The following is a 21,058-nucleotide window of genomic DNA, read 5'->3' as shown; positions in this document are numbered from 1 at the left end:
CCTCACAGCGGGACGAGCCGCGTGCCGTCCGCGAGCAGGGCCCGGAGGCGCTGGAGGTCCACCGCCGGCGACCACAGGAAGCCCTGGGCCGACGGGCAGCCGATCCGCTCGAGGAACGCCGCCTGCGCGGGCGTCTCCACGCCCTCGGCGACGACGGCGAGCCCGAGCGCGTTCGCCATGCCCAGGACGCCGCGGACGACAGCCCCGGCCTTGGGGTCCGCGGCGGCACCGGAGACGAAGCTGCGGTCGATCTTCACGGAGTCGATCGGCAGCTTGACCAGCTGGGTCAGGGAGCTGAAGCCGGTGCCGAAGTCGTCGACGGACAGCTCCACGCCGATCTGCCGCAGCCGCCCGAGGTCGTTGAGCAGGCTCCCGTGGATCTCCAGCAGGTGGGTCTCGGTCAGCTCCAGGACCACCAGGTGGGCGGGCAGCCGGCTGTCGGACAGCGCCGTGGCCACCTGACGCACCAGTCCCGGGCGGGCCAGCTGACGGCCGCTGACGTTGACGTGCACCTTCAGCGGCCGGATGGTCTCCGCCACCGTGGCCATGTCCTGCGTGGCCCGGCGCAGCACCCACTCCCCCAGCTGCACGATGAGGTCGCTCTCCTCCGCGACGTCCAGCCAGTCGCCGGGGGCGAGCAGACCCCGGTGCGGGTGCTGCCAGCGCACCAGCGCCTCGCACGCGGTCACGGCGCCGGTGGCCACGTCCACGATGGGCTGGTAGTGCAGGACGAACTGGTCCTTCGCCAGCGCCTCGCGCAGCTCGCCCGAGAGGGTCAGGTGCCGGTTCGCCCGCGCCTCGAGCGCCTGGTCGAACGACGCGACCCGTCCCCGGCCGGCCCGCTTCGCCGCGTACATGGCGGCGTCGCTCTGCCGCAGCAGCGTGGGGGCGTCGTCGCCGTACCCGGACAGGGTGAGCCCCGCGCTCGCGGCGACGGGGACGAACCGGTCGCCCAGCCACACCGGCTCGGTGACGGCCGCGAGCAGCCGCTCGGCGAGGACCTCGGCCTCCTCCCGTCCCGGCACCTCGGGGTAGCACGCGACGAACTCGTCGCCGCCGATGCGGGCGATGGTGTCGGTGGGACGCACCACGCGGGCCAGGCGCCGCGCGACCTCCGCCAGGACCAGGTCGCCCGCGTCGTGGCCGAGCGAGTCGTTGACGGACTTGAAGTGGTCGAGGTCCAGGAAGACCAGGGCGACGTACGTCCCCGACCGCTCCGACGCGGCCAGGGCGAGCTCGATCCGGTCCCGGAGGAGCACCCGGTTCGGCAGCCCCGTCAGCCCGTCGTGGAGGGCGAGATGCGTGAGCTGCTCCTCGGCGTCCCGACGGGCCGTGACGTCCAGGAACTGCACGACGGCGGCCTTGTGCGCAGCCGGCGGCGCGTCGTCGACGGCCTCGTCGGTCCCGTCCACGAGCCACTCGGCACCCGGCGCACCGGACGGCGCGAGACCCGAGGGCAGGACCGAGAGGTGGACCTGCGCCCACACGATCGAGGCGTCGGACCGGCGGTGCGGCAGCTCCCCGGACCACTCCGTGATGCTCCCGGACGCGATGTCGTCCAGCACGGCCCGCACGCGGGGCACGTCCTCGGGGAACAGGTACGACAGCCAGCAGGTCGCCTCCTCCACGGCCCTGGCCGCGCCGGGCAGGGGAAGCGGTGGGGTGCGCAGCAGCCGCTGGAGGGACGGGTTGGGCAGGACGAGCCGCCCGACGTGCTCGCCCTCGACGATCACGACGCTGTTGCCGACCAGGGCCGCGTCGATGAGCGCGGTCATGGTCGCCTTCGCCTCCGCCAGGGCCGCCGCCGCCCGGTTCCTCGACTCCTGCGACGCGGCGAGCGACGCCCCGGCCAGCATGCTGACGACGAGGAAGCCCTGCATCACGCCGGACCGGATCATGGGTGACTCGACGGAGGAGAACGTGCCCTGCCCGCCCACCGTGAGCACCGTGCTGGCCATCCCCAGGGCCGCCGTGAGCGCCACGGTGCGCGCGAGCCCCAGGCGCACCCCGAACCACACGAAGAGGGGCATGACCGAGAAGGCCATGGGGATGCCCGGCAGGATCCCGAAGACGACGGCGTACGCCAGCGACCCGGCAGCGATGGCGGCGACCCACTCGCCGCGACGGTCCCCGCCCAGGAGCTCCCGGAACCGCCGGGGACGCAGGATCGCCAGCACGACCAGGAGCGGCAGGAACGTGCCCGCGACGTTGCGCAGGGTGATCATCTTCAGTGTGGCCAACGGGTCCGAGCCGTAGAGCAGGGCGCCGGCGGCGGCCGAGAGGGCACCGCTCACCACCCCGGCGGCCACCGCCGTGCCGAGGACGGCCGCCACGCCGCCCACGCCGGTCAGCCCCCGGCGCACGACCCCGGTCCGGTGCAGGACCACCGCGCCCAGGACGCCGTGCACCAGGTTGATGAAGGCGAAGGTGACCGCCACGGCAGCAGGTGCCCCGGTCGCCAGGTTGACCGCGGTCCCGGCGAGGACGAGGAGGGTGGCGTCCAGGGCATGCACGCGCATCGGGCGCCGCCCCAGCATCCACCACACCGCCACCCCGACCGCGGGCCAGAGCAGCGAGAAGTCCGTCCCCGGCACGCGCATGGCTCGGCCGACGAGGAGCGCCAGGACCATGAGTCCGAGCATGCCCAGGGAGCGGAGGAGCGCCGGGGGCGCCACCGCAGACTTCTCCCCTGCGAGTTCGGATCGCACAGCAGCTCGCCCTTCTCGCACCGTCCCGTCATCCCCTTGGTGCAATGTTCGGCACGCTCGCCCGGGGATTGATCGTTTCTCGGGCGGATCATCCAGACGGGGTGGATCGGGACGGATCCGGCACCGCGGCGGGCGCGACTGCGCGGGTCGGCCGCGGTCAGCCCGGTGCGAGGAGGAACGTCCGCAGCGCCGTGACGAACACGTCGGGCTGCTCGGAGTGCACCCAGTGCCCCGCGCCCTTCACGGTGACGAGGGTGGTCCGCGGGAAGAGGCGGCGCATGGTCGGTCCGTGCTCGGGCCGGACGTAGTCGGACCGCTCCCCGGCGAGCCACAGGACCGGGTGGTCGAAGGTCGCGTCGCCCAGGTCGGGGAAGCCACCGATCGTGGACAGCTCGCGGCGCAGCAGCTCCAGGTTGGCCCGCCAGCGGAAGGTGCCGCCGTCCGGACGCAGGTTCTGCAGGAGGAAGCCGCGCACCCGGGCGTCGTGGACGTGCTCGGCGAGCTGCTCGTCGGCCTCCGAGCGGCGCGTGACGGTCGACAGGTCCAGGGCCGCGAGGCTGTCCAGGAGGTGCTCGAACTCCCCGAGCGACCCGCCGGCCGCCGGGGCGATGTCGACGACCACGAGCCGGTCCACCAGGTCCGGGTGCCGCAGCGCGAGCACCATCGCGACCTTGCCCCCCATCGAGTGGCCGACGACGTGCACCGGACCCGCGGCGGCGACGCCGCCCGCCAGGTGCTCCGCCACGAGGTCCGCCGCCTCGACGTAGTCGAACCGGTCGGTCCAGGCCGAGCCGCCGTGGTTGGGGAGGTCGACGAGCAGCGACCGCGCCTCCGGCTGGAGGTCCTTGGCGATCTGGGTGAAGTTGCGCCCCTGGCCGAAGAGACCGTGCAGGAACACCACCGGGACCCCGGCGTCGCCGACGGTCGTCGTGCTGAGGGGCGAAGGGCTGCCGGTCACGAGCACCGAGCCTAAGCGTCTCTCCGGGCCGCGATCGGCCAGCGGCGGGGACGGATCGGCTGGATAGTGGGCGTGGGCGCCGGTGCCCGGGAGCAGGTGGGGACATGGGGCAGCGCGGAGGGCTGGACGTGCCGACCGTGGCCGTCGTCCTGCACAAGAAGAAGGTGCGGGACAAGGACCGCCGTCGGGTGCGGGCAGCGCTGCGGGCGGCGGGCGTCGACGCGCCGCTCTGGTACGAGGTGCCCAAGAGCCGCAAGGCCCGCAAGAAGGCACGCCGGGCGGCCCGCGAGGGGGCGGACGTCGTCATCGCCTGGGGTGGGGACGGCACCGTCCAGCGCTGCGTCGACGCCCTCGCCGGCAGGGACGTGGACCTCGCGATCATCCCCGCCGGCACCAGCAACCTCCTCGCCTCGGCCCTCCGGGTGCCGGACAGCCCCAAGGACGCGGTACGCGTCGCGCTCGACGGCGCGACGCGCGTGCTCGACACCGGCACCGTCAACGGGGAGCACTTCGCGGTCGTGGCCGGTGCCGGGATGGACGCCCTGCTCGTCCGGGACGCCGGCAGCGGCCTCAAGGACAAGATCGGCCGCGCCGCCTACGTCTACACCGGCGTCAAGCACGCGGGCTTCGACGCGTTCGACGTCGACGTCGAGGTCGACGGCGAGCGGGTGTTCCGCGGGAAGAGCACCTCCGTGCTCATCGGCAACGTCCCCGGCGGCGTCGGCGGCCTCGAGGTCTTCGACTCCTCCGACCCCGACGACGGCGTGCTGGAGGTGGGCGTCGTGACCGCGGAGGGCCCCCTGCAGATGGTCCGGGCGGTCGCCCGCACCGTGCTCGGCCGCGCGGAGGACTCCCCGTTCCTGCGGACGTCGTCGGGCCACGACGTCGTGCTGCAGTTCGGGCGGCCGGTGCCCTACGAGGTCGACGGCGGGGACCGCAAGCCCACCCGGATGCTCGAGATCGAGGCGCACCCGCGCTCGATCCGGGTCCGCGTGCCGCACTCCGACACCGCCGACCCCACAGGGTGAGGGCTCAGGACGTCGCGGCGACCAGGCGTCGGGCCTCCGGCGCGAGCGCCAGGGAGAGCCGGGTGCGCGGGTCGTGCAGGTCTGCGCCGAGCAGGTCGGCGATCCGCTGGAGCCGGTGCTTCTCGGCCCATGGATCCGGAGGTGGACGCCGCGGGCTGCCCTGCTCGGCGCCCTCGCGGGCATCTCGATCACGTTCATCTCGATGAGCCCCGCGGCGCAGATGTGGCAGGCCCCGTGGATCGCGCTGGTCGCGTTCGGGTTCATCCTCGTCGGCTGGCTCGGCGGACGTCGCATGCCCTTCGACGCACCGGTCGGCCTCGTCGCCGTCATCGTCTCCACCGCCATCGCCTGGATCGCCGTCGCGGCGGGCTGGTCGGGCATCCTCGAGCCCAGCGCCGTGGCGCAGTCGCTCGGCGACCTCGCCCTGCACCTGCCGTTCCCGACGACGGACGTCGTCACCGGCCTGCAGGACATCGCCCCGCTCCTGGCCTCCGCGATCCCGCTCGGCATCTACAACTTCACCGAGGGCATGACCAACGTCGAGTCCGCGGCCGCCGCCGGCGACCGCTACTCCACCCGCCAGGTCCTCGCGGCGGACGGCCTCGGCGCCGTCGTCGGCTCGTTCCTCGGCTCCCCCTTCCCGCCGGCCGTCTACATCGGCCACCCGGGCTGGAAGGCCGTCGGCGGCCGCGTCGGCTACTCCCTCGCCACGGGCGTCGTCGTCGCCGTGGTCTGCTTCACCGGGCTCGTGGGCACCTTCCTCGCGATCTTCCCGATGCAGGCGCTCGTGCCGGTCCTGCTCTACATCGGTCTGGTCATCGGTGCCCAGGCGTTCAACGTCAACCCGCGCCGCTACGCCGCGGCGATCGTGCTGGCCGTCATCCCGAGCCTCGCGGAGTGGGCGACGGGCCAGATCAACAACGCGCTGGCCGCCGCGGGCACCAACGCCGGCGAGGTCGGCACCGAGACGCTCATCGCCAACGGCGTCGTCTACGACGGCCTGCTGCTGCTCGGCCAGGGCGCGGTGCTCGTCGGCATCCTGCTCGGCGCCATCGCGTGCTTCGTCATCGACCGGCGGATGTACGCCGCGGCGCTGACGGCGGGCATCGCGGCGGTGCTGTCCTTCTTCGGCCTCATCAACGCGGTCGAGGTCGGCATCAACGCCTCGCCCGGCGTGACCCTCGGCTACCTGTTCCTCGCCGCCCTGCTGGCCGGCTTCGGCTGGAGCCTGCGCCACGAGACGGACGCGGCCCTCGACGACGAGCTGCTCTTCGTCAACGGCACCCTCATGCGGGGCCTGGAGCTGCACGGCAACCTCTCCGGCGCCGAGCTCCTGGAGGAGACGACGACGGCGCCGCGGTACCGCGTGCACACCATCGGCGACGTGCACCCGGGCATGTACCGGGTCGGCGACGACGAGGAGGGCGCGGCGATCGACGGCGAGCTCTACCAGGTGCCGCCGGAGGTGCTGCTCAAGGTCATCGAGGGGGAGCCGCCGGGCCTGTACCGCGGTGCGGTCGAGCTGGCGGACGGCCGGATGGTCCCGGGCATCCTCTTCCGACGCGAGCTGGCCGAGACGCACCCGGAGATCACCCACCACGGCGGGTGGCGGCAGTACCGGGCGGCGACGGCGCCGAGCGCGCACTGAGTCCGTCCCACCACCGGTGCAGCCCGGTCACCTGAGGGTGACCGGGCTGCACCGCGCGCGCCCCCTCCCGCCGTGACCGCCCCACCGGAAGCCGCAGGGCCCGCAGGGGCCGTGTTATTTCGCCCGGTCGCCTCGGCACCGCGCCTCAACATCAGGCGGTCGCGCCCGATCCGTCCGGCGTGGAGTCCCCCATCCCCGTGGATCAGCGTCGGCCGACGACGACGTCGACGCCCGACGCGTGGCAGGTCCGGGCCGTCTTCCAGCCTCTCGTCGACCTGGCGTCCGGCCGGGCGATCGGCAACGAGGCCCTCATGCGGGGCGACGGGCCCCGCACGGGCCAGTCGCCGCTGGACCTGCTCGACGAGGCGCGGGCCACCGGCCGGCTCGTCGAGCTCGACCTGGCGGCCGTGACGGCCGCGGTCGCCGGGGCCTCGCGGCAGTCCGGGACCGGCAGTGTGTTCATCAACGTCGAGCCGGCCACGCTAGGCGCGGGCCGTGCCGCGCTGGTCGAGGCGCTGCGGCCGCTGGTGGCCCGCACGTCCGTCGTCGTCGAGATCACCGAGCGCGCGCTCGCGGTGGACCCGGCCGGTGTGCTCGCGGGCGCCGAGGAGCTGCGCCGGGCGGGGTGCTCGATCGCCCTGGACGACGTCGGTGCGGAGAAGGAGTCCCTGGCCTTCATCCCGATCCTCCGCCCGGAGGTCGTCAAGCTCGACCTCGGGCTCCTGCGCCACGCCTCCCGGCCCGCCACCGTCATGATCGCGGGGGCCATCCGGGCCTACGCCGAGGCGACAGGGGCGGAGGTCGTCGCGGAAGGCATCGAGACCCCCGAGGACCGGGTCAAGGCCCGGGTGCTGGGCGCGACCCTCGGCCAGGGCTGGCTCTGGGGCCGCCCGACCGACGAGCCCGGCAGGGTCGGCGCGGAGCCGGCGCGCCCGCTGCACCCGCAGCCGGTCGGCCAGGCGCTCACCGCCAGCCCGTTCGAGATCGTCGCCCAGGTCAGGAGCGTCGAGCGTGCCCCCAAGCGGCTGCTGCTGCCCCTGACGCGGACGCTCGAGCTGACCGCCGAGGCGGCCCCGGTCCCGCCCGTCCTGCTCTCGAGCTTCCAGCACCGCCGCAACCTCAGCCCCTTCAGCCTGTCCCGGTACGTCGAGCTGGCGCAGCGCCTGCCGTTCGTGGCGGTCCTGGGCGAGGACGTCCCGTGCGAGCCGGCGCCGGGCGTCCGCGGCGCCGACCTGCGCCCGGACGACCCTCTGGCCCGGGAGTGGACGGTGAGCGTCCTCGGCGCCCACGAGAGCGTGGCGCTGGTCGCGCGGGAGCACGACGGCGACGCGCGGACGGACATGGACCGGGAGTTCGACTTCGCGGTGACGCACGACCGCGCCCTGGTCACCGCCGTGCACCACGCGATGATCGGGCGGCTCACCTCGGCGGTCTGACCCACCCCGGCGCGCGGATCACCCGTTCGCTGCCTTGATCGGCGGCCACCGTCGTCGATCTTTCCGACGTGGCCACAGCAGCGACCGCGCCGGTCGGGCACGTCCGGCGCTCCCGCACCCTTGCGACGTCCGTGTCCGAGACGGTGCGCGAGCGCACCCGCAAGGCGCACGTGCGCGCCGAGCAGGCGTTGGCCCTGGAGGAACGGCTCGCGAGCCGCGACGCCTACGCGCGCCTGCTGGTGCGGCTCCGTGGCTACTACGTCCCCCTGGAGGAGGCCCTCGTGGCCTGGGAGAGCCGGTCGGCGACGGAGGGCCTGGACGTCGCGGCCCGGATGCGGGCGGGGCTCCTCGACGTCGACCTGGCCGTGCTCGGCCGCCCCCACGACGGGTCCGGCACGGCCCAGGTGACGCCGCCGGTGCTCGGGGACCTCCCGCAGGCCCTGGGCTGGCTGTACGTCCTGGAGGGGTCCGCGCTCGGTGGCCGGGTCATCGCCCGCCGGGCGCTGCGGCGCCTGGGCGCCGACCTGCCCGTCGCGTTCTTCACCGGCGCCGACGGGCCCGACCTGGGCGGGCGGTGGCGCTCGCTGCGGACGGCACTGGACGGGCTGGGCCCCGACGCCGCGGACGACGTGGTGGCGGCCGCCGAGGCGGGCTTCGCCCTCTTCGCGGGCTGGCTCCGGTCGGAGGTGCCGCCGCGATGACGGCCGGACCGACGACGGGGCGTCCGCCGTCCGCGGCGACGTCCGCCCCGGAGCCCGTCGACGCCCTCGACGGCGGCCTGACGCTGGTCGGCTGCGACGTCGAGCCCATCCACCGCCCGGGGGCGATCCAGGACCACGGCGTCCTGCTCGCCGTGGACGAGCACGACCTCACGGTGCACCGGGCGAGCGCGAACACGGCCGTCCACCTCGGCGTGCCCGCGGAAGAGCTCGTCGGCGGCCCGCTGGCGCGGGCGTTCGACGGGGACCTGCTCGACCGGCTGCGCGAGGTCCTGGCCGACCCCCGCGCGTCCGGCGCGGACCCGCTGCCGGCGCACGTCGCCGCCGGCGCGTTCGAGCTGACCTGGCACCGCCACGAGGGGCTGCTGCTCCTGGAGCTGCAGCAGACGCAAGACGCCTGGAGCCCGTCGATGTCGACGCTCTTCCAGGACGTCCGGCACGCCATGGAGGCGCTCCAGGGCAGCCGTGGGGTGCAGGGCCTGTGCGAGACCGCCGCCGAGGAGGTGCGCCGGCTGACGGGGTACGACCGCGTCATGGTCTACCGGTTCCACCCGGACGAGCACGGCGAGGTCGTCGCCGAGTCCTGCCTGCCCGGGCTGGAGCCGTACCTCGGTCTGCACTACCCCGCCGCCGACATCCCTCCCCAGGCGCGGCGCCTGTACCTGCTGAACCACCTGCGGGTGGTGGCGGACGTCGGCTACGTGCCCGTCCCGATCGTCGGCGGCGAGGAGCCGCTGGACCTCAGCCACGCCTCCCTGCGCGGCGTCTCGCCCTTCCACCTCGCCTACCTGCGCACCATGGGCGTCGGCGGGACGCTCACGATCTCCCTCATGCGCGGGACGACGCTCTGGGGCCTGATCGCGTGCCACCACACGGCACCGAAGCGGATCGGTGCGCAGGTCCAGGCCGCGTGCCGGCTCCTGGGCCAGCTCTTCTCGCTGCAGGTCGTCGCGAAGGAGGACCAGGAGCGGGCGGCGATGCGGGCGCGGCTCGCGGACGTCGGCGGTGAGCTCGTGGCACGCATGTCCGCCGCGGACAGCCCGGCGAACGCCCTGGTGGAGGGCGACCCGTCCCCGCTGGCCCTCGTCGACGCGGACGGCGCGATCGCCCGCATCGACGGCCGCACCGCGGCCACGGGGACCGTGCCGCCGGGACCCGCCGTCGACGCGCTGCTGGCCCACCTGCGCACGCTGCCCGACTCGACCCCGTTCGTCAGCGACGACCTGCTTCCCCTCCTGCCGGACGGCGACGCGCTGGCCGCCGTGGCCGCCGGCGTCCTGGCCCTCCCGCTGTCGCCGGGATGGGGCGACTACGTGCTGTGGTTCCGCGGGGAGTACCTGCGGACGGTGAGCTGGGGCGGGGACCCCGAGGAGTCCAAGGGGACCGCGGCCATGCCCGTCCCCGGGTTCCCGGGCCTGGGCGCGCGGGGACCCCGGCAGTCCTTCGCCGAGTGGGTCCAGGAGGTGCGCGGGCGCAGCCGGCCCTGGCTCCAGGCCGAGGTCGACGCCGCGGAGACCCTGGCCGACGCGGTGCCGGAGCTGCTGCTGGCCCGTGCTCGCGACCGGCTCGCGCACCTCGCGCTCCACGACCCGCTGACCGGGCTGCCCAACCGCGGGCTGCTGCTGGACCGGCTCGAGCAGTGCCTCGCGCGCCCCCAGTCCGACCGCGGCCAGGTCGCCCTGCTGTTCGTGGACCTGGACCGCTTCAAGCTCGTCAACGACTCCGTCGGCCACGCGGGCGGGGACAGCGTGCTGCGGCAGGCGGCGGAACGCCTGCGGGCCGTCGCCCGGCCCGAGGACACCGTCGCGCGCCTCGGTGGCGACGAGTTCGTCGTCCTCAGCGAGGGGGTGACGGAGACCGAGGCGGGCGAGCTCGCCGAGCTGGTCGTCAAGGAGTTCCAGCGGCCCTTCGTCCTGGACGAGCGGGTCATGACCGTCACCGCGAGCGCCGGGGTCGCCCTCGACCGGCCCGGCACGACGCCCGCGGAGCTGCTGCGCGACGCGGACACCGCCATGTACCGGGCCAAGAACGGGGGGCGCAACGCCGCCGCGTCCTTCACCGCCGAGCTGCGCGACATCAGCCTGCGCCGGGTCGAGATCGAGGTCGGGCTGCGACCGGCGCTGGAACACGGCGAGCTCGCCCTGCACTTCCAGCCGGTGCTCCTCGCCGACGGCTCGCTGCGCGGCTTCGAGGCGCTGAGCCGGTGGCCCATGGCGGGCCGGAGCATGATCTCCCCCGCCGAGTTCATCCCGGTCGCGGAGGCGACCGGCCTCATGGCGCCCCTCACCGAGTGGGCGCTCGACGTCGGGCTGGCGGCTCTGGCCGACTGGCGGCGCCGTCCCGGCCTGGAGGACCTGGGCCTGTCCGTCAACGTCTCGCCGGTGCAGGTGGGCGACGTGCGGCTCGAGGAGGCGGTCACCGACGCGCTGCGCCGGCACGACGTCCCGCCCGAGGCGCTCACGCTGGAGATCACCGAGAGCGCCCTCCTCGACGCGGACGCCGTCACCCGGCGCTTCATCAGCCGCATGCGCGAGCGCGGGGTGCGGCTGTCGATCGACGACTTCGGCACGGGGTTCTCCTCCCTGGCCTACCTCACGCGGCTCGAGGTGCACGAGCTCAAGATCGACCGGGCGTTCGTGGCAGGGCTGCCCGGACGGCACGGCGACGCGACGGTCATCGCGTCCGTCGTCGGCCTGGCGCACCAGCTCGGCCTCACCACCGTCGCCGAGGGCGTGGAGACCGACGAGCAGCTCTCCGTCGTCCGCCGCCTGGGCTGCGACAAGGTGCAGGGCTACCTGCTCGGCCGGCCGATGCCCGCGCAGGAGGTGGACCGCTACCTGACGACGCTCGAGGAGGCGTGAGCGCCGTCGGCCCGGGCGCTGCTCCGGCAGGCTGACACCCACGCAGGATCACCCTCTTGCCGCAGCCCCGGAGGCGGACGACGCCACCCGTGTACGGGAGGATGGGAACCCCTGTCGCCCTCGAGCCAGAAGGCGGTCGCCATGCCTGTCGTCGCCCCCCACCCCGCACCGACCGTCCGCACCCGCCGGTCCGCCGGGGCCTGGGGCGCGGACCTCCCGGACGGTGCGCCGTGACCGACGTCCCGGGCTGGCCGGCTCCCTGGTCCGGGCCGGCCGAGCCCGCCGTCCCTGCCGGACCCGACCCGCACGCCGCGGTCGGCGCGGTGCTCGAGGCCCGCGCCGTCGTCCCGGTGTTCCAGCCGATCGCCGTGCTCGACAGCGGCGAGGTCGTCGGCTTCGAGGCCCTCGCGCGCGGCCCGCAGGACTTGCCGCTGCACTGCCCGTTCCCGCTGTTCGAGGCAGCCCGCGCCGCGGACCGCGTCACCGAGCTCGACTGGCTGTGCCGCTCCGCCGCGCTGGAGGCCGCCCTGGCGGCGGACTCCCGCCCGGGATGGCGCTCTTCCTCAACGTGGAGACGGGCTCGCCGCTGAGCGCGTGCCCGCCGGACCTCGTCGGGCCGATCTCCCGCGCGGAGGCGTCGCTGCGCGTCTTCATCGAGGTCAACGACTGGAGCCTGCGCACCGACCCCGCGGGGCTGCTCCGCACGATCGACCACGCGCGGTCCGTCGGCTGGGGCGTCTCGGTGGACGACGTCGGGGAGAGCACGGGCTGGCTGTCCCTGCTGCCCATGCTGGCCCCCGACGTGGTCAAGATCGACGTGCGCCGGCTGCGCGCCCGGTCCGACGTTCCCGTCACCGCCGGGGCCGTCGTCGCGGCGACCCGGCACGTCGAGGCGACGGGCGCGAGCCTGGTCGTCAAGGGCATCGAGTCCGTGGCCGACGAGCGCCTCGCGCGCGCCCTGGGCGCCGTCTACGGCCAGGGACGCGCCATCGGGACGGAGGCAGCCCTGCCCGCCGCGCAGCGACCGCCCCGCGAGGTCATCCCGCTGATCGGCGCCCGCGAGCCGATCGGCGAGATGCCGGAGTCACCGTGGGACGCGCTGACCGCCCTGCCCCCGCGGCACGTCGACGAGACCACGTTCCACGACGCCTGCGCGGTGTACGTGGAGCGCGCCATGACCGCCCGGTCGCGTCCCGTGGTCCTCGTGGGCCTCGGCCACCCCTTCCCGGAGGAGACGCCGCAGGAGGAGGCCCTCCTCCGTGCACGGCGTCCCCGGCCTGTCCGAGCTGGCGGCGGGAGCCGGTCTGGCGGCGTCCTTCGCCGTCGGCGAGGCCCCGGAGCCGCGCGAGGGGATGCGCGGGGTGGCGCTCCACACGGCGGACCCCTTGGCCGGCCGGCGCTTCCTCGTCCTGATGACCGAGTCGCTCGCCGTGGCCGCCCTCGCGGTCCCCGACCGCACCAGCGGGCTGCTGAGCGTCCACATGAGCCAGGACCCCTGGATCGTGGACCGCATCGCCCAGTACCTCATCTGCCGCGTGCCGCCCGAGGGGTCCTCCCACCGGGCCCTCGCGCCACCGCAGGCACCCGTCGCGCCCCCCGCCGTCGACGACGACGTGGAGGATGCCGAGACCTCCGACCGTCGCCCCGGGCCCCTGGACGGCTTCGCGGCCCGGCTCAGGAAGCGGCGGTCGCACACCGCGGAGTGAGCGCGTCGGCCCCGCCGTCTCAGACCGTGCCCTGGGTCGTGCGCGTGGTCACGAGCGCCGGCCGACGCCCCCTGTCCTGACGCCGACGGCGAGCAGCGCCCCGGCGAGGGCGATGAGCACCCCCACGGCCACGAGGAGCGCGATCCGGGTGCCGTCGGACGCGGCGCCGGCGGCGACGGTGGCCAGGACGACGGCAACGGCGGCGAGCACGGCGGCGGCGGCGAACGCGGTGGCGGGGGTGCGGTGGAGAGGACGCATGCTGGACTCCTGGCGGTGTCGGGTGGCTCGAACCCACCCGTCGCCGGGCGGGCGCACCGCCAGGGACCATCGCCCCCCGCGATGACACGCATCCTTGCAGGTCGCGGGTCTGCCCAGGAAGCGCCCGGGGTGCCGCGGCACGATGCCGCCGTCGGACTCGAGCCTTGTTGTTCCTGACGCCCGCCCTACTCCCGGCCGTCCTCGAGGGGGATGAGCATCGTCCGGAACTCCCCCGGGGTCCGGTGGAGCTCCCAGATGCGTGCGGCGACGTCGTCGATGCCGTTCTCGAGCCGGAGCTTCGGGATCGCGCCCGGGATGACCAGCTGGGCGACCCGGATGCCTTCGTCCTGCAGGGCGTCGTGGAGCATCTCGCCGTACGCGCTCTCGGCGGGGAACGCGACCGAGGTGCCGGCGAAGCCGCTCCGCGCCTGCACGGACGTGCCGCCGTTCACCAGGACGATGCTGCCCTCCCCCGCCGACCGCATCGCCGGCAGGACGGCACGCACCGCGTGGACGAGCCCGAGCGCCGAGAACCGCAGCGCGTCCAGGGCCAGCTCGGGCGTCAGGTCGAGCACCGGCTTCAGGTACTCCCGGGCCGGCAGCGGGCTGTACTGCAGCACGGACACGGGGCCCAGCTCGTCCGCAGCGCGCGCGAGGGCCACCTCCAGGGCGGTCCCGTCCCGGACGTCCGCGGCATACCCGCGAGCGGTGACGCCCTCCTCCTCGAGCCGGGCCGCGAGCTCGTCCAGCCTGGCCTGGTCCCGGGAGACGAGCCCGACGGAGAAGCCCTCGGCGCCGAACCTCCGCGCGACGGCGGCCCCCAGGCCCGGTCCTGCGCCGACGATCGCGATGGTGGGCATGGCGGTCCCTTCGCACGGTGGTGTCGGTCGAGACTAGCCGCGCGCCCGCTCGTCAGCCGTGGCGCGGCTTCGTCGCGCCCTGCTCCTCCTCTTCGGGCAGGCTCACCTGGGCGTCCCGTCCGGGGGCCGCTCCACCGCCGTCGCCGACCTGCTGGAGCCGCACGTCGTAGAGCGCCTCCACGACGGCGATGACGCGGTCGAGCGTGTCGTCGGAGCTGATCGTGACCTTCATGATGCGCCTCTCTGAGGACGGGGGGACACGAGCACCGCCCCGCGCCGGTCCGCCGGTGGAGGCCGCACGGCCAGGCTAGGGGCGGTGGACGGACCCCGCGACCAGGCCCGGCGCCCTCCCCTGCGGCGCCCGGACGTGCTGGAATGGACGCGGACCTCCCTGATCCGAGCGAACGGGGCACCTCCGATGGCGACGCCGCCCGCGGGTACGGACCTGCCCACGGGCACCGTCACGCTCGTGTTCACCGACATCGAGGGCTCGACCCGGCTGCTGGCCCGGCTGGGTGCGCGGTACGCCGAGGTCGTCTCCCGGCAGCGGCAGGTGCTCCGGGCGGCGATCCGGCGCTGGGGCGGTCACGAGCTCGGCACGGAGGGCGACAGCTTCTTCGTCGTCTTCCGCACGGCCCGGGACGCCGTCTGCGCGGTGCGGGACGCCCAGCTCGACCTCGCCCGCGCCGACTGGCCCGACGGCGCGGCGGTCCGGGTGCGGATGGGGCTGCACACCGGGGAGCCGGCGCGGCACGAGGACGGGTACGTCGGCATGGACGTGCACCGGGCGGCGAGGGTGGCCGCGAGCGCGCACGGCGGCCAGGTGGTCGTGACCGACGCGACGCACGCCCTGCTCGCCGGGGAGCCGTTGCCCGGCGTCCGCTTCCGGGACCTGGGTCGCCACCGCCTCAAGGACCTCGCGGAGCCGGTGCACCTCCACCAGGTGTGCATCGACGGGCTGCCGTCCGCCTTCCCCCGCCCGAAGAGCCTCGGCTCGCCGTCGACCGTGCCCCAGCCGGCGACGTCGCTGGTCGGGCGCACCGCCGAGCTGGAGGCCCTCGGCAGCATGCTCACCGGTCCCGACGTGCGGCTCCTCACCCTCACGGGCCCGGCGGGCACGGGCAAGACCCGGCTCGCGCTCGCCGTCGCCGTCCACGTCGAGGAGCACTTCCGCGACGGCGTCTACGTCGTCCCGCTGGCCGAGGCCCGGACACCGGACGTCATGTGGACGACGGTCGCCGACGCGATGGGCGTCCCCGGGGAGTCCAGGCCACCCCCGGCGCTCCTCGAGCACCTCGCCCCGCAGGAGGTGCTGCTCGTGCTCGACAACCTCGAGCAGCTCCCCGACGCCCCGGAGGTCGTGCGGGCGCTGCTGGCTGCCGGGCCCGGCGTGCGTGTCCTGACCACCTCCCGGCGGCCGCTGCACCTCGCCGCCGAGCACGAGGTGCCCGTCGCCCCCCTGCCCACGACCGCTCGCCGCGCGGGGCCGGGGGAACCCGGCGAGGAGCCCGACGCGGTGCGGCTGTTCGTCGAGCGGGCACGGCTCGTGCGGCCGGGCTTCACGCTGACCGACGAGAACCGCGAGGACGTCGCGGAGATCTGCCGCCGGCTCGACGGACTACCCCTGGCGATCGAGCTCGTCGCCGCGCGCACCAAGCTGTTCGGCCCCGCCGCCCTGCGCGCCCGGCTCGACCGCAGCCTCGACCCGCCGGGGTCGGTGGGCACGGCGGTGGACACCCCGGGGCGCCAGCAGACCCTGCGCGCCGCTCTCGACTGGAGCCACGACCTGCTCGACGAGGACCTCGCCCTCGCCTTCCGCCGCCTCGGGGTGTGCGAGGGCGCCGTCGACCTCGCGGCCGTGGCGGCCGTCGTCGGCGACGAGGCGGACGTCGTCGACGTCGTCGGCCGTCTGGTCGACGTCAGCCTGCTCACGGTGCGGGACGGGCGCGACGGCGAGCCGCGCGTCCGGATGCTCCAGACCATCCGGCGGTACGCCCGCGAGCGGCTCCGCGACGCCGGCGAGCTCGACGAGGCGCGGCGGCGGCACGCCGGGCACTACACCGGGATCGCCGAGCGGGCCGCCGCGGAGCTCCGGGGAGAGCAGCACCTCGCTGCGCGGGACCGGATCGAGGCCGACCTGGACGACCTCCGGGCGGTGTTGGCCTGGGCGTTCGCGCCGTCCGCGGAGGAGCCCGACGACGACGCCGAGGCGCGCCTGGCGCTCGGGCTGCGGCTCGGGCAGCACCTCGCGTGGTTCTGGTACGGGTGCGGCTACCCGGCGGAGGGGCGCCGCTGGCTGCAGGCGGCGGTCGACGCCGCCGGGACCCGGCGGTCCCCCCAGGTGATGACGGCGCTGCACGGCCTCGGGGTGTTCGTGCTCCAGCAGGGCCAGGCCGAGAGGGCCCGCGAGATGCTCACCGTGTGCCTGGAGCACGCGAGGACCACCGGGGACCCGGCCGTCCTCTCCCGCGAGCTCAACAGCCTCGCGATGGTGCACCGGGCCCTGGACGACCCCGACACGGCGACGGCCCTCGCCGAGGAGGCGGTCGCCGCGGCACGCGCGTCCGGCGACCGGCGCTCGGAGGTGAACGCCGTGTCGAACCTGGCCCTGCTCGCGGCGGACGCGGGCCGCCACGACGAGTCCATCACGCTCCTGCGCCGCTGCCTCGAGCTCGACACGGAGCTCCAGGACGCCTGGGGCCAGGGTGCCGACCACATCAACCTCGTCGGCTCGCTGCTGCGCGCCCGCCGCACGTCGGAGGCGCACGCGCACCTGCGCGAGCACGCCGCGAGCGCCGTGGCGCTCAACGACCTGGAGATCACGATCGACGTCCTGGACCTCTTCGCCGTCGTCCACGCCCTGCGGGGGGACGCCCACCGCGCGGCACGGCTGATCGGCGCCTCCGCGGAGCTGCGGGAGCAGGCGGACCTGTCGATGGCGCCCGTCGATGCCGCCTGGGTCGAGGAGGCCATCGGTCCCGTCCGGGAGGCGACCGGCACCGAGGCGTGGCGGCAGGCGATGGAGGCGGGCCGTGGCCGGGGCGTCGCGGCCGCGCTCGATGAGGCGCTGGCCGACTAGGTCCGGGCACGCCGGCTGACGCCGAGTGGCGGCGGCCGGTCAGGTGGACTCACGAGCACCCCAGGGCCGCGCGGACCGCGGTGCGCCCGTCGAGACAGCGTCGTCAGCGGCCTTTCGCGCGCATGGCCATGGCCTTGGCCTGGTTCCGGCCGGTCGTGTCCCGCCGCTCCTGCGAGCGCTCCCGGGTCCGCTTGCGCCGGGACTGGTGCTCGATCTCTCGTTGCAGGCGCAGATAGCTCTCGACCCGGGCGGCGGGGAGAGCTCCGGCATCGACGGCCGCCCGGACGCTGCAGCCCGGCTCCACAGCATGCCCGCAGTCGGTGTAGCGGCAGTCGGCGGCATGCACGACGACGTCCTCGAACACCCGCGCGAGACCGTCGTCGTCCGCTGTCATCCCGACGGAACGGATGCCCGGGGTGTCGATGAGCAGCCCGACACCTTCGAGCAGCACCAGCTCCCGGTGGGTGGTGGTGTGGCGGCCACGGCCGTCGCCGCGCACATCGCCCGTGGCCAGGACCTCCTCCCCGGCCAACGCGTTCACCAGTGACGACTTCCCGGCACCCGAGGGCCCGAGAAGGACGAACGTCCGGCCGGGGCCCAGCCTGTGACGCATCCCCGCGAGCCCGTCACCGCACGTCGCGCTGACCGCGAGGACGTCCACGCCCGGCGCTGCGCTCTCGACCTCGGCGACGGCGCTCCGGACGCCGGACGTGAAGAGGTCCGCCTTGCTCAGGATCACCAAGGGCTGTCCACCCGAGGCCCACGCCAGCGTGAGCATCCTCTCGATCCGGCGAACGTTCGGCTCGGGCCACATCGGCTCCACCACCGCGACCACATCGACGTTCGCCGCGAGCGGTTGCTCGGTGGAGTCCCTGCCGGACGACTGCCGCGAGAGGAGGGTTCGTCGCGCCAGGGGCCGGGGGCGCGACGTCCCGTCCAGCACCACCCAGTCACCCACCACCAGGCCGTGCGCGGCGACGGAGGCCTCGCCGTCAGGCGTCAGCAGCCGAGCACTTGTGGCGTCGGCCCTGGACACACGGGCGACAGCGCTTCGCGCCCGGCCTGCACCGACGTCGACCTGGGCTGCCCAGTCGTCGTCCCACCCGAGTGCGGGCAGGCTCACCACGCCGGCCTCCGGGATGCACCGACGCCATCCCCCGACGAGGGCACGAAGCGCGCCTCGAACGTCCCCGACATGTCACGCACCGTCCTTCCCATGCGATCCACGAGCCTCTCTTCTCCGCCGTGCCGAATGATCAGTAGAGCTCGAGCGAAGCCCCACGCCTCGCCGCTCGCTCGAGGACGTTCATGAGCACCAGCCCGACGCCGAGCCAGCACGCACCCACGAGGACGTCCGTGCCCAGCGCCGACCAGAACGTGGTCGTGACACCCGCCGCGGTGAGCTCCCGGACTCCTGCCACGGCGTGGGTCAGCGGCAGGCCGAGGGCGAGCCCCTGCGCCCACTCGGGCAACCGGTCGAGCGCGACGTTCGCACCGGTGAGGAGCAGCAGGGCGAACTGCGCCGCCGTCGCGATCTGGAAGATGTCGCGGTAGATCAGCCCGAAGGCGCTGAGGGTCAGTCCGAGAGCCGAGCCGGAGAACGCAGCCACGGTGATCGCGGCGAGGTAGGCCAGGGACTCGAGCGGGCTGTACGGCCACCCGACCGCGACGAACCCGAGACAGGAGGTGAACACGGCCGTACCGATCGCCAGGACGACACCCGGGAGCAATCGCCCGACGAAGACGGCCACGCGAGACGCCGGAGAGACCAGGATCGTCGAGAGGGTGCCGAACCTGCGCTCCTCCGCGATCACCCCCACCAGCCCCGACACGCTGGCGGCCGTGGCACCGAGCAGGGCGTTGCCGGTGATGAAGAAGAGGTCGTCGCGGTACTCCAGGCTGCGACCCAGCAGCACAAAGAACACGATCTGGAGGACAGGGGTGAACACGAGGACGGCGAAGAACAGCGCCGGCGTGTTCCAGGAGAACAGGGCCCGGTAGCTCAGGCGACCCGAGAGGAGCGCCAGGCGGACGTTCGTCATCACAGACCCAGCCTCCCGGTCCGACGCACCGCATGGTCGACACGGTGCAGCAGGAACACGCCGAGCCCGACGTACGCCGAGGTGACCAGGACGGACATCGCCAGGGTCGAGACGTATGGCTCGCCGGCGATGCCACGGTGCACGACGTCGACCGCCCAGCCGAACGGCAGGAGCTTGCCCACCCACACGACGGGCGACCAGAGGACGGACGTCGAGATCAGGAGGCCTGACGCGATCCAGATGGGGTACTCCAGCATGTTCGAGACCGTGAGCGCCTGCCGACTCAGGACGTAGTACGCCGCGAGGACCATGCCAATGGCGCTGAGCGCCAGGAGGCACATCACGAGCCCGGCGGCCACCGCGAGCCCGTCCTGCACGGTGAGGGAGACACCGAAGACCCACCGCGCGAGCACCCACACGGCGACGACCGAGTAGCCGCCCAGCGTCACCGCCGCCGCGGAGAACCCCACCACCGGTCCGACGAGACTCCTCGGTGCGGCGACGAGCAGCTGCAGGGTCCCGGTCCAGCGCTGCATGTAGAGGGCTTCGCCCGCACCGTAGAGGGTCGCGGACCACGCACCCATGAGCCCGGCACCGATGACGTGCTCCGTGACGCGGGCCGGCGATCCGTCCTCACCCTGGATGAGGAGCGCGATGGCGAGGTACGCGAGGGGCGTCATGAGCGCGATGCCGAGGAAGAACGGCGACGTGGTCAGGAGGCGGATCTGCAGCCACCACGCGGCGGACGCCACGCGGATCACGGGGCCCCACTGACGATGGCGACGTACGCGTCCTCCAGGGTGGCGGGTTCACCGACCACGTGGTCCGGTGGGACGTCGAGCGTGCGCGCGATCATGGCGGCGTCGACGGCGGACCCGGCCGCGGTCCGGACACTCCAGCGCACGTAGCCGTCCAGCGCCTCGTCGCTGACGTCGATCGCCCCGGGCAGGGCATCGAGCACAGCCCGGTCCCGCACGACGCCGTGGTAGTCGGCGAACGTGAAGGTCCTCCCCACGTCGGCCCGTCCCTTGATCGCCGCCGGCGTGCCCATCTCGACGATCCCGCCGTCGACGACGACGGCGAGGCGCGAGCAGAGCTGGTCGGCCTCGAACATGTGATGCGTGGTGAGGAGGATAGTCGTGCCCGCGTCGCGCAAGGACCTCACGAGGTCGCGCAGCTCACGAGCGGCGACCGGGTCGAGGCCGTTCGACGGCTCGTCGAGGAAGAGCACGTCCGGCTCGTGGAGCAGCGCCCGGGCGATGTGCAGCCGCTGGCGCATCCCGCGGGAGAACGTCTCCACCCGCGCGCGATCCTTGCTCCGGAGCCCGACCAGCTCCAGGACGTCCCCGATGCGCCGCTTCTGCTCCCGTCGGTGCACGCCGTAGAGCTCCGCCGCGAACTGCAGGTTGTCGACAGCGGTCAACCGGTCGTACAGCCCACGCTCGCCGCCGAAGACGACGCCGAGCCGGCGCCTCAGACGCATGGCGTCCGTGACGACATCCAGGCCGCCGATCTGAGCGGTACCGGACGTCGGCGTCAGGAGCGTCGACAAGATCCGGACCAACGTGGTCTTGCCCGCTCCGTTGGGCCCGAGGACGCCGAAGAGCTCCCCGGGTGCCACCTCGAAGGACACACCCCGAAGTGCGTGCACCGGTTCGGGAGCACCCTTGCCGCTGAACTCGCGGGCCAAGGACTCAACTCTGATCATCAGATCGCTCCTGCGGTGTCGGCTGAACCCTGATCCACCGGTCGTCT

At 74.4% G+C, this 21,058-nt stretch carries 17 protein-coding genes and 1 pseudogene; 9 read left to right on the top strand and 9 right to left on the bottom strand.

Annotated elements, in window-relative coordinates:
* Positions 1-2: 2 nt before the first annotated feature.
* Both N866_RS19655 and N866_RS02015 read right to left on the bottom strand, forming a co-directional pair.
* A complete protein-coding gene (locus N866_RS19655) occupies positions 3-2,675 on the bottom strand; it encodes an EAL domain-containing protein (RefSeq protein ID WP_052022262.1) in 2,673 nt (890 codons plus the stop codon).
* A gap of 190 nt (positions 2,676-2,865) precedes the next feature.
* Positions 2,866-3,666 (bottom strand): alpha/beta fold hydrolase, encoded by an 801-nt coding sequence (locus tag N866_RS02015; protein ID WP_034221939.1) that lies wholly within the window; start codon positions 3,664-3,666, stop codon positions 2,866-2,868.
* A 104-nt stretch (positions 3,667-3,770) separates the two neighbouring features.
* On the opposite strand from N866_RS02015, the gene N866_RS02010 reads away from it, so the two are divergent.
* The 8 genes and pseudogenes from N866_RS02010 (at position 3,771) to N866_RS22320 (ending at position 13,064) form a co-directional block, all read left to right on the top strand.
* On the top strand, positions 3,771-4,694 hold the full coding sequence (locus tag N866_RS02010; protein ID WP_034221910.1) for a diacylglycerol/lipid kinase family protein: 924 nt from the start codon (positions 3,771-3,773) through the stop codon (positions 4,692-4,694).
* A gap of 73 nt (positions 4,695-4,767) precedes the next feature.
* Positions 4,768-6,342: an allophanate hydrolase-related protein gene (locus N866_RS22040; RefSeq protein ID WP_052022261.1), complete on the top strand. Its 1,575-nt coding sequence runs from the start codon at positions 4,768-4,770 to the stop codon at positions 6,340-6,342.
* A gap of 179 nt (positions 6,343-6,521) precedes the next feature.
* The gene (locus tag N866_RS02000; protein ID WP_052022260.1) at positions 6,522-7,778 is read left to right on the top strand and encodes a sensor domain-containing phosphodiesterase; all 1,257 of its coding nucleotides are present in this window, start codon (positions 6,522-6,524) and stop codon (positions 7,776-7,778) included.
* Between the two features lie 68 nt (positions 7,779-7,846).
* Complete coding sequence (locus N866_RS19650) at positions 7,847-8,479, top strand: biliverdin-producing heme oxygenase (RefSeq protein WP_052022259.1); 633 nt, start codon at positions 7,847-7,849, stop codon at positions 8,477-8,479.
* The gene (locus N866_RS01985) at positions 8,476-11,358 is read left to right on the top strand and encodes a bifunctional diguanylate cyclase/phosphodiesterase (RefSeq protein ID WP_052022258.1); all 2,883 of its coding nucleotides are present in this window, start codon (positions 8,476-8,478) and stop codon (positions 11,356-11,358) included. The genes N866_RS19650 and N866_RS01985 overlap by 4 nt, the downstream gene beginning before the upstream one ends.
* Before the next feature lie 230 nt (positions 11,359-11,588).
* Positions 11,589-11,948: an EAL domain-containing protein gene (locus N866_RS01980; protein ID WP_034221907.1), complete on the top strand. Its 360-nt coding sequence runs from the start codon at positions 11,589-11,591 to the stop codon at positions 11,946-11,948.
* Positions 11,909-12,340: pseudogene (locus tag N866_RS22750) on the top strand (EAL domain-containing protein); the annotation flags it as partial. The gene N866_RS01980 and the pseudogene N866_RS22750, both read left to right, overlap by 40 nt.
* A 277-nt stretch (positions 12,341-12,617) precedes the next feature.
* Positions 12,618-13,064: a hypothetical protein gene (locus N866_RS22320; protein WP_034221902.1), complete on the top strand. Its 447-nt coding sequence runs from the start codon at positions 12,618-12,620 to the stop codon at positions 13,062-13,064.
* 48 nt (positions 13,065-13,112) lie between these two features.
* Here the strand turns inward: N866_RS22320 and N866_RS01965 are convergent, their stop codons facing one another.
* The 3 genes from N866_RS01965 to N866_RS01955 all read right to left on the bottom strand — a co-directional run bounded on the left by N866_RS01965 (position 13,113) and on the right by N866_RS01955 (position 14,414).
* Positions 13,113-13,322 (bottom strand): hypothetical protein, encoded by a 210-nt coding sequence (locus N866_RS01965; RefSeq protein ID WP_034221899.1) that lies wholly within the window; start codon positions 13,320-13,322, stop codon positions 13,113-13,115.
* 185 nt (positions 13,323-13,507) lie between these two features.
* Positions 13,508-14,182 carry an SDR family NAD(P)-dependent oxidoreductase gene (locus tag N866_RS01960; RefSeq protein WP_034221895.1) on the bottom strand — a complete coding sequence of 225 codons (675 nt, stop codon included), beginning with the start codon at positions 14,180-14,182 and terminating at the stop codon, positions 13,508-13,510.
* 52 nt (positions 14,183-14,234) lie between these two features.
* Complete coding sequence (locus N866_RS01955; RefSeq protein WP_034221892.1) at positions 14,235-14,414, bottom strand: hypothetical protein; 180 nt, start codon at positions 14,412-14,414, stop codon at positions 14,235-14,237.
* 186 nt (positions 14,415-14,600) lie between these two features.
* Here N866_RS01955 and N866_RS01950 point away from each other — a divergent pair, with 186 nt between their 5' ends.
* Entirely contained in the window at positions 14,601-17,261 is a 2,661-nt protein-coding gene (locus N866_RS01950) for an ATP-binding protein (RefSeq protein ID WP_034221889.1), read from the top strand.
* A gap of 103 nt (positions 17,262-17,364) precedes the next feature.
* Here N866_RS01950 and rsgA read toward each other — a convergent pair whose 3' ends face one another.
* From rsgA to N866_RS01930, 4 genes are all read right to left on the bottom strand, one after another.
* Positions 17,365-18,384 (bottom strand): ribosome small subunit-dependent GTPase A, encoded by a 1,020-nt coding sequence (gene rsgA / locus N866_RS01945; RefSeq protein WP_155855156.1) that lies wholly within the window; start codon positions 18,382-18,384, stop codon positions 17,365-17,367.
* Between the two features lie 133 nt (positions 18,385-18,517).
* Positions 18,518-19,303 carry an ABC transporter permease gene (locus tag N866_RS01940; protein ID WP_034221919.1) on the bottom strand — a complete coding sequence of 262 codons (786 nt, stop codon included), beginning with the start codon at positions 19,301-19,303 and terminating at the stop codon, positions 18,518-18,520.
* A complete protein-coding gene (locus tag N866_RS01935) occupies positions 19,303-20,064 on the bottom strand; it encodes an ABC transporter permease (protein ID WP_034221886.1) in 762 nt (253 codons plus the stop codon). The genes N866_RS01940 and N866_RS01935 overlap by 1 nt, the downstream gene beginning before the upstream one ends.
* Positions 20,061-21,011, bottom strand: coding sequence for an ABC transporter ATP-binding protein (locus N866_RS01930; RefSeq protein WP_034221883.1), 951 nt, complete (start codon positions 21,009-21,011; stop codon positions 20,061-20,063). Before N866_RS01930 ends, N866_RS01935 begins: the two co-directional genes overlap by 4 nt.
* Positions 21,012-21,058: the final 47 nt, after the last annotated feature.

Origin of the sequence: Actinotalea ferrariae CF5-4 (genome assembly GCF_000603945.1) — a bacterium.
GTDB classification, from domain to species: Bacteria; Actinomycetota; Actinomycetes; order Actinomycetales; family Cellulomonadaceae; genus Actinotalea; species Actinotalea ferrariae.
Note: the sequence above shows the minus strand (reverse complement) of the source record. Positions and strands in the feature narration are given on the sequence as shown.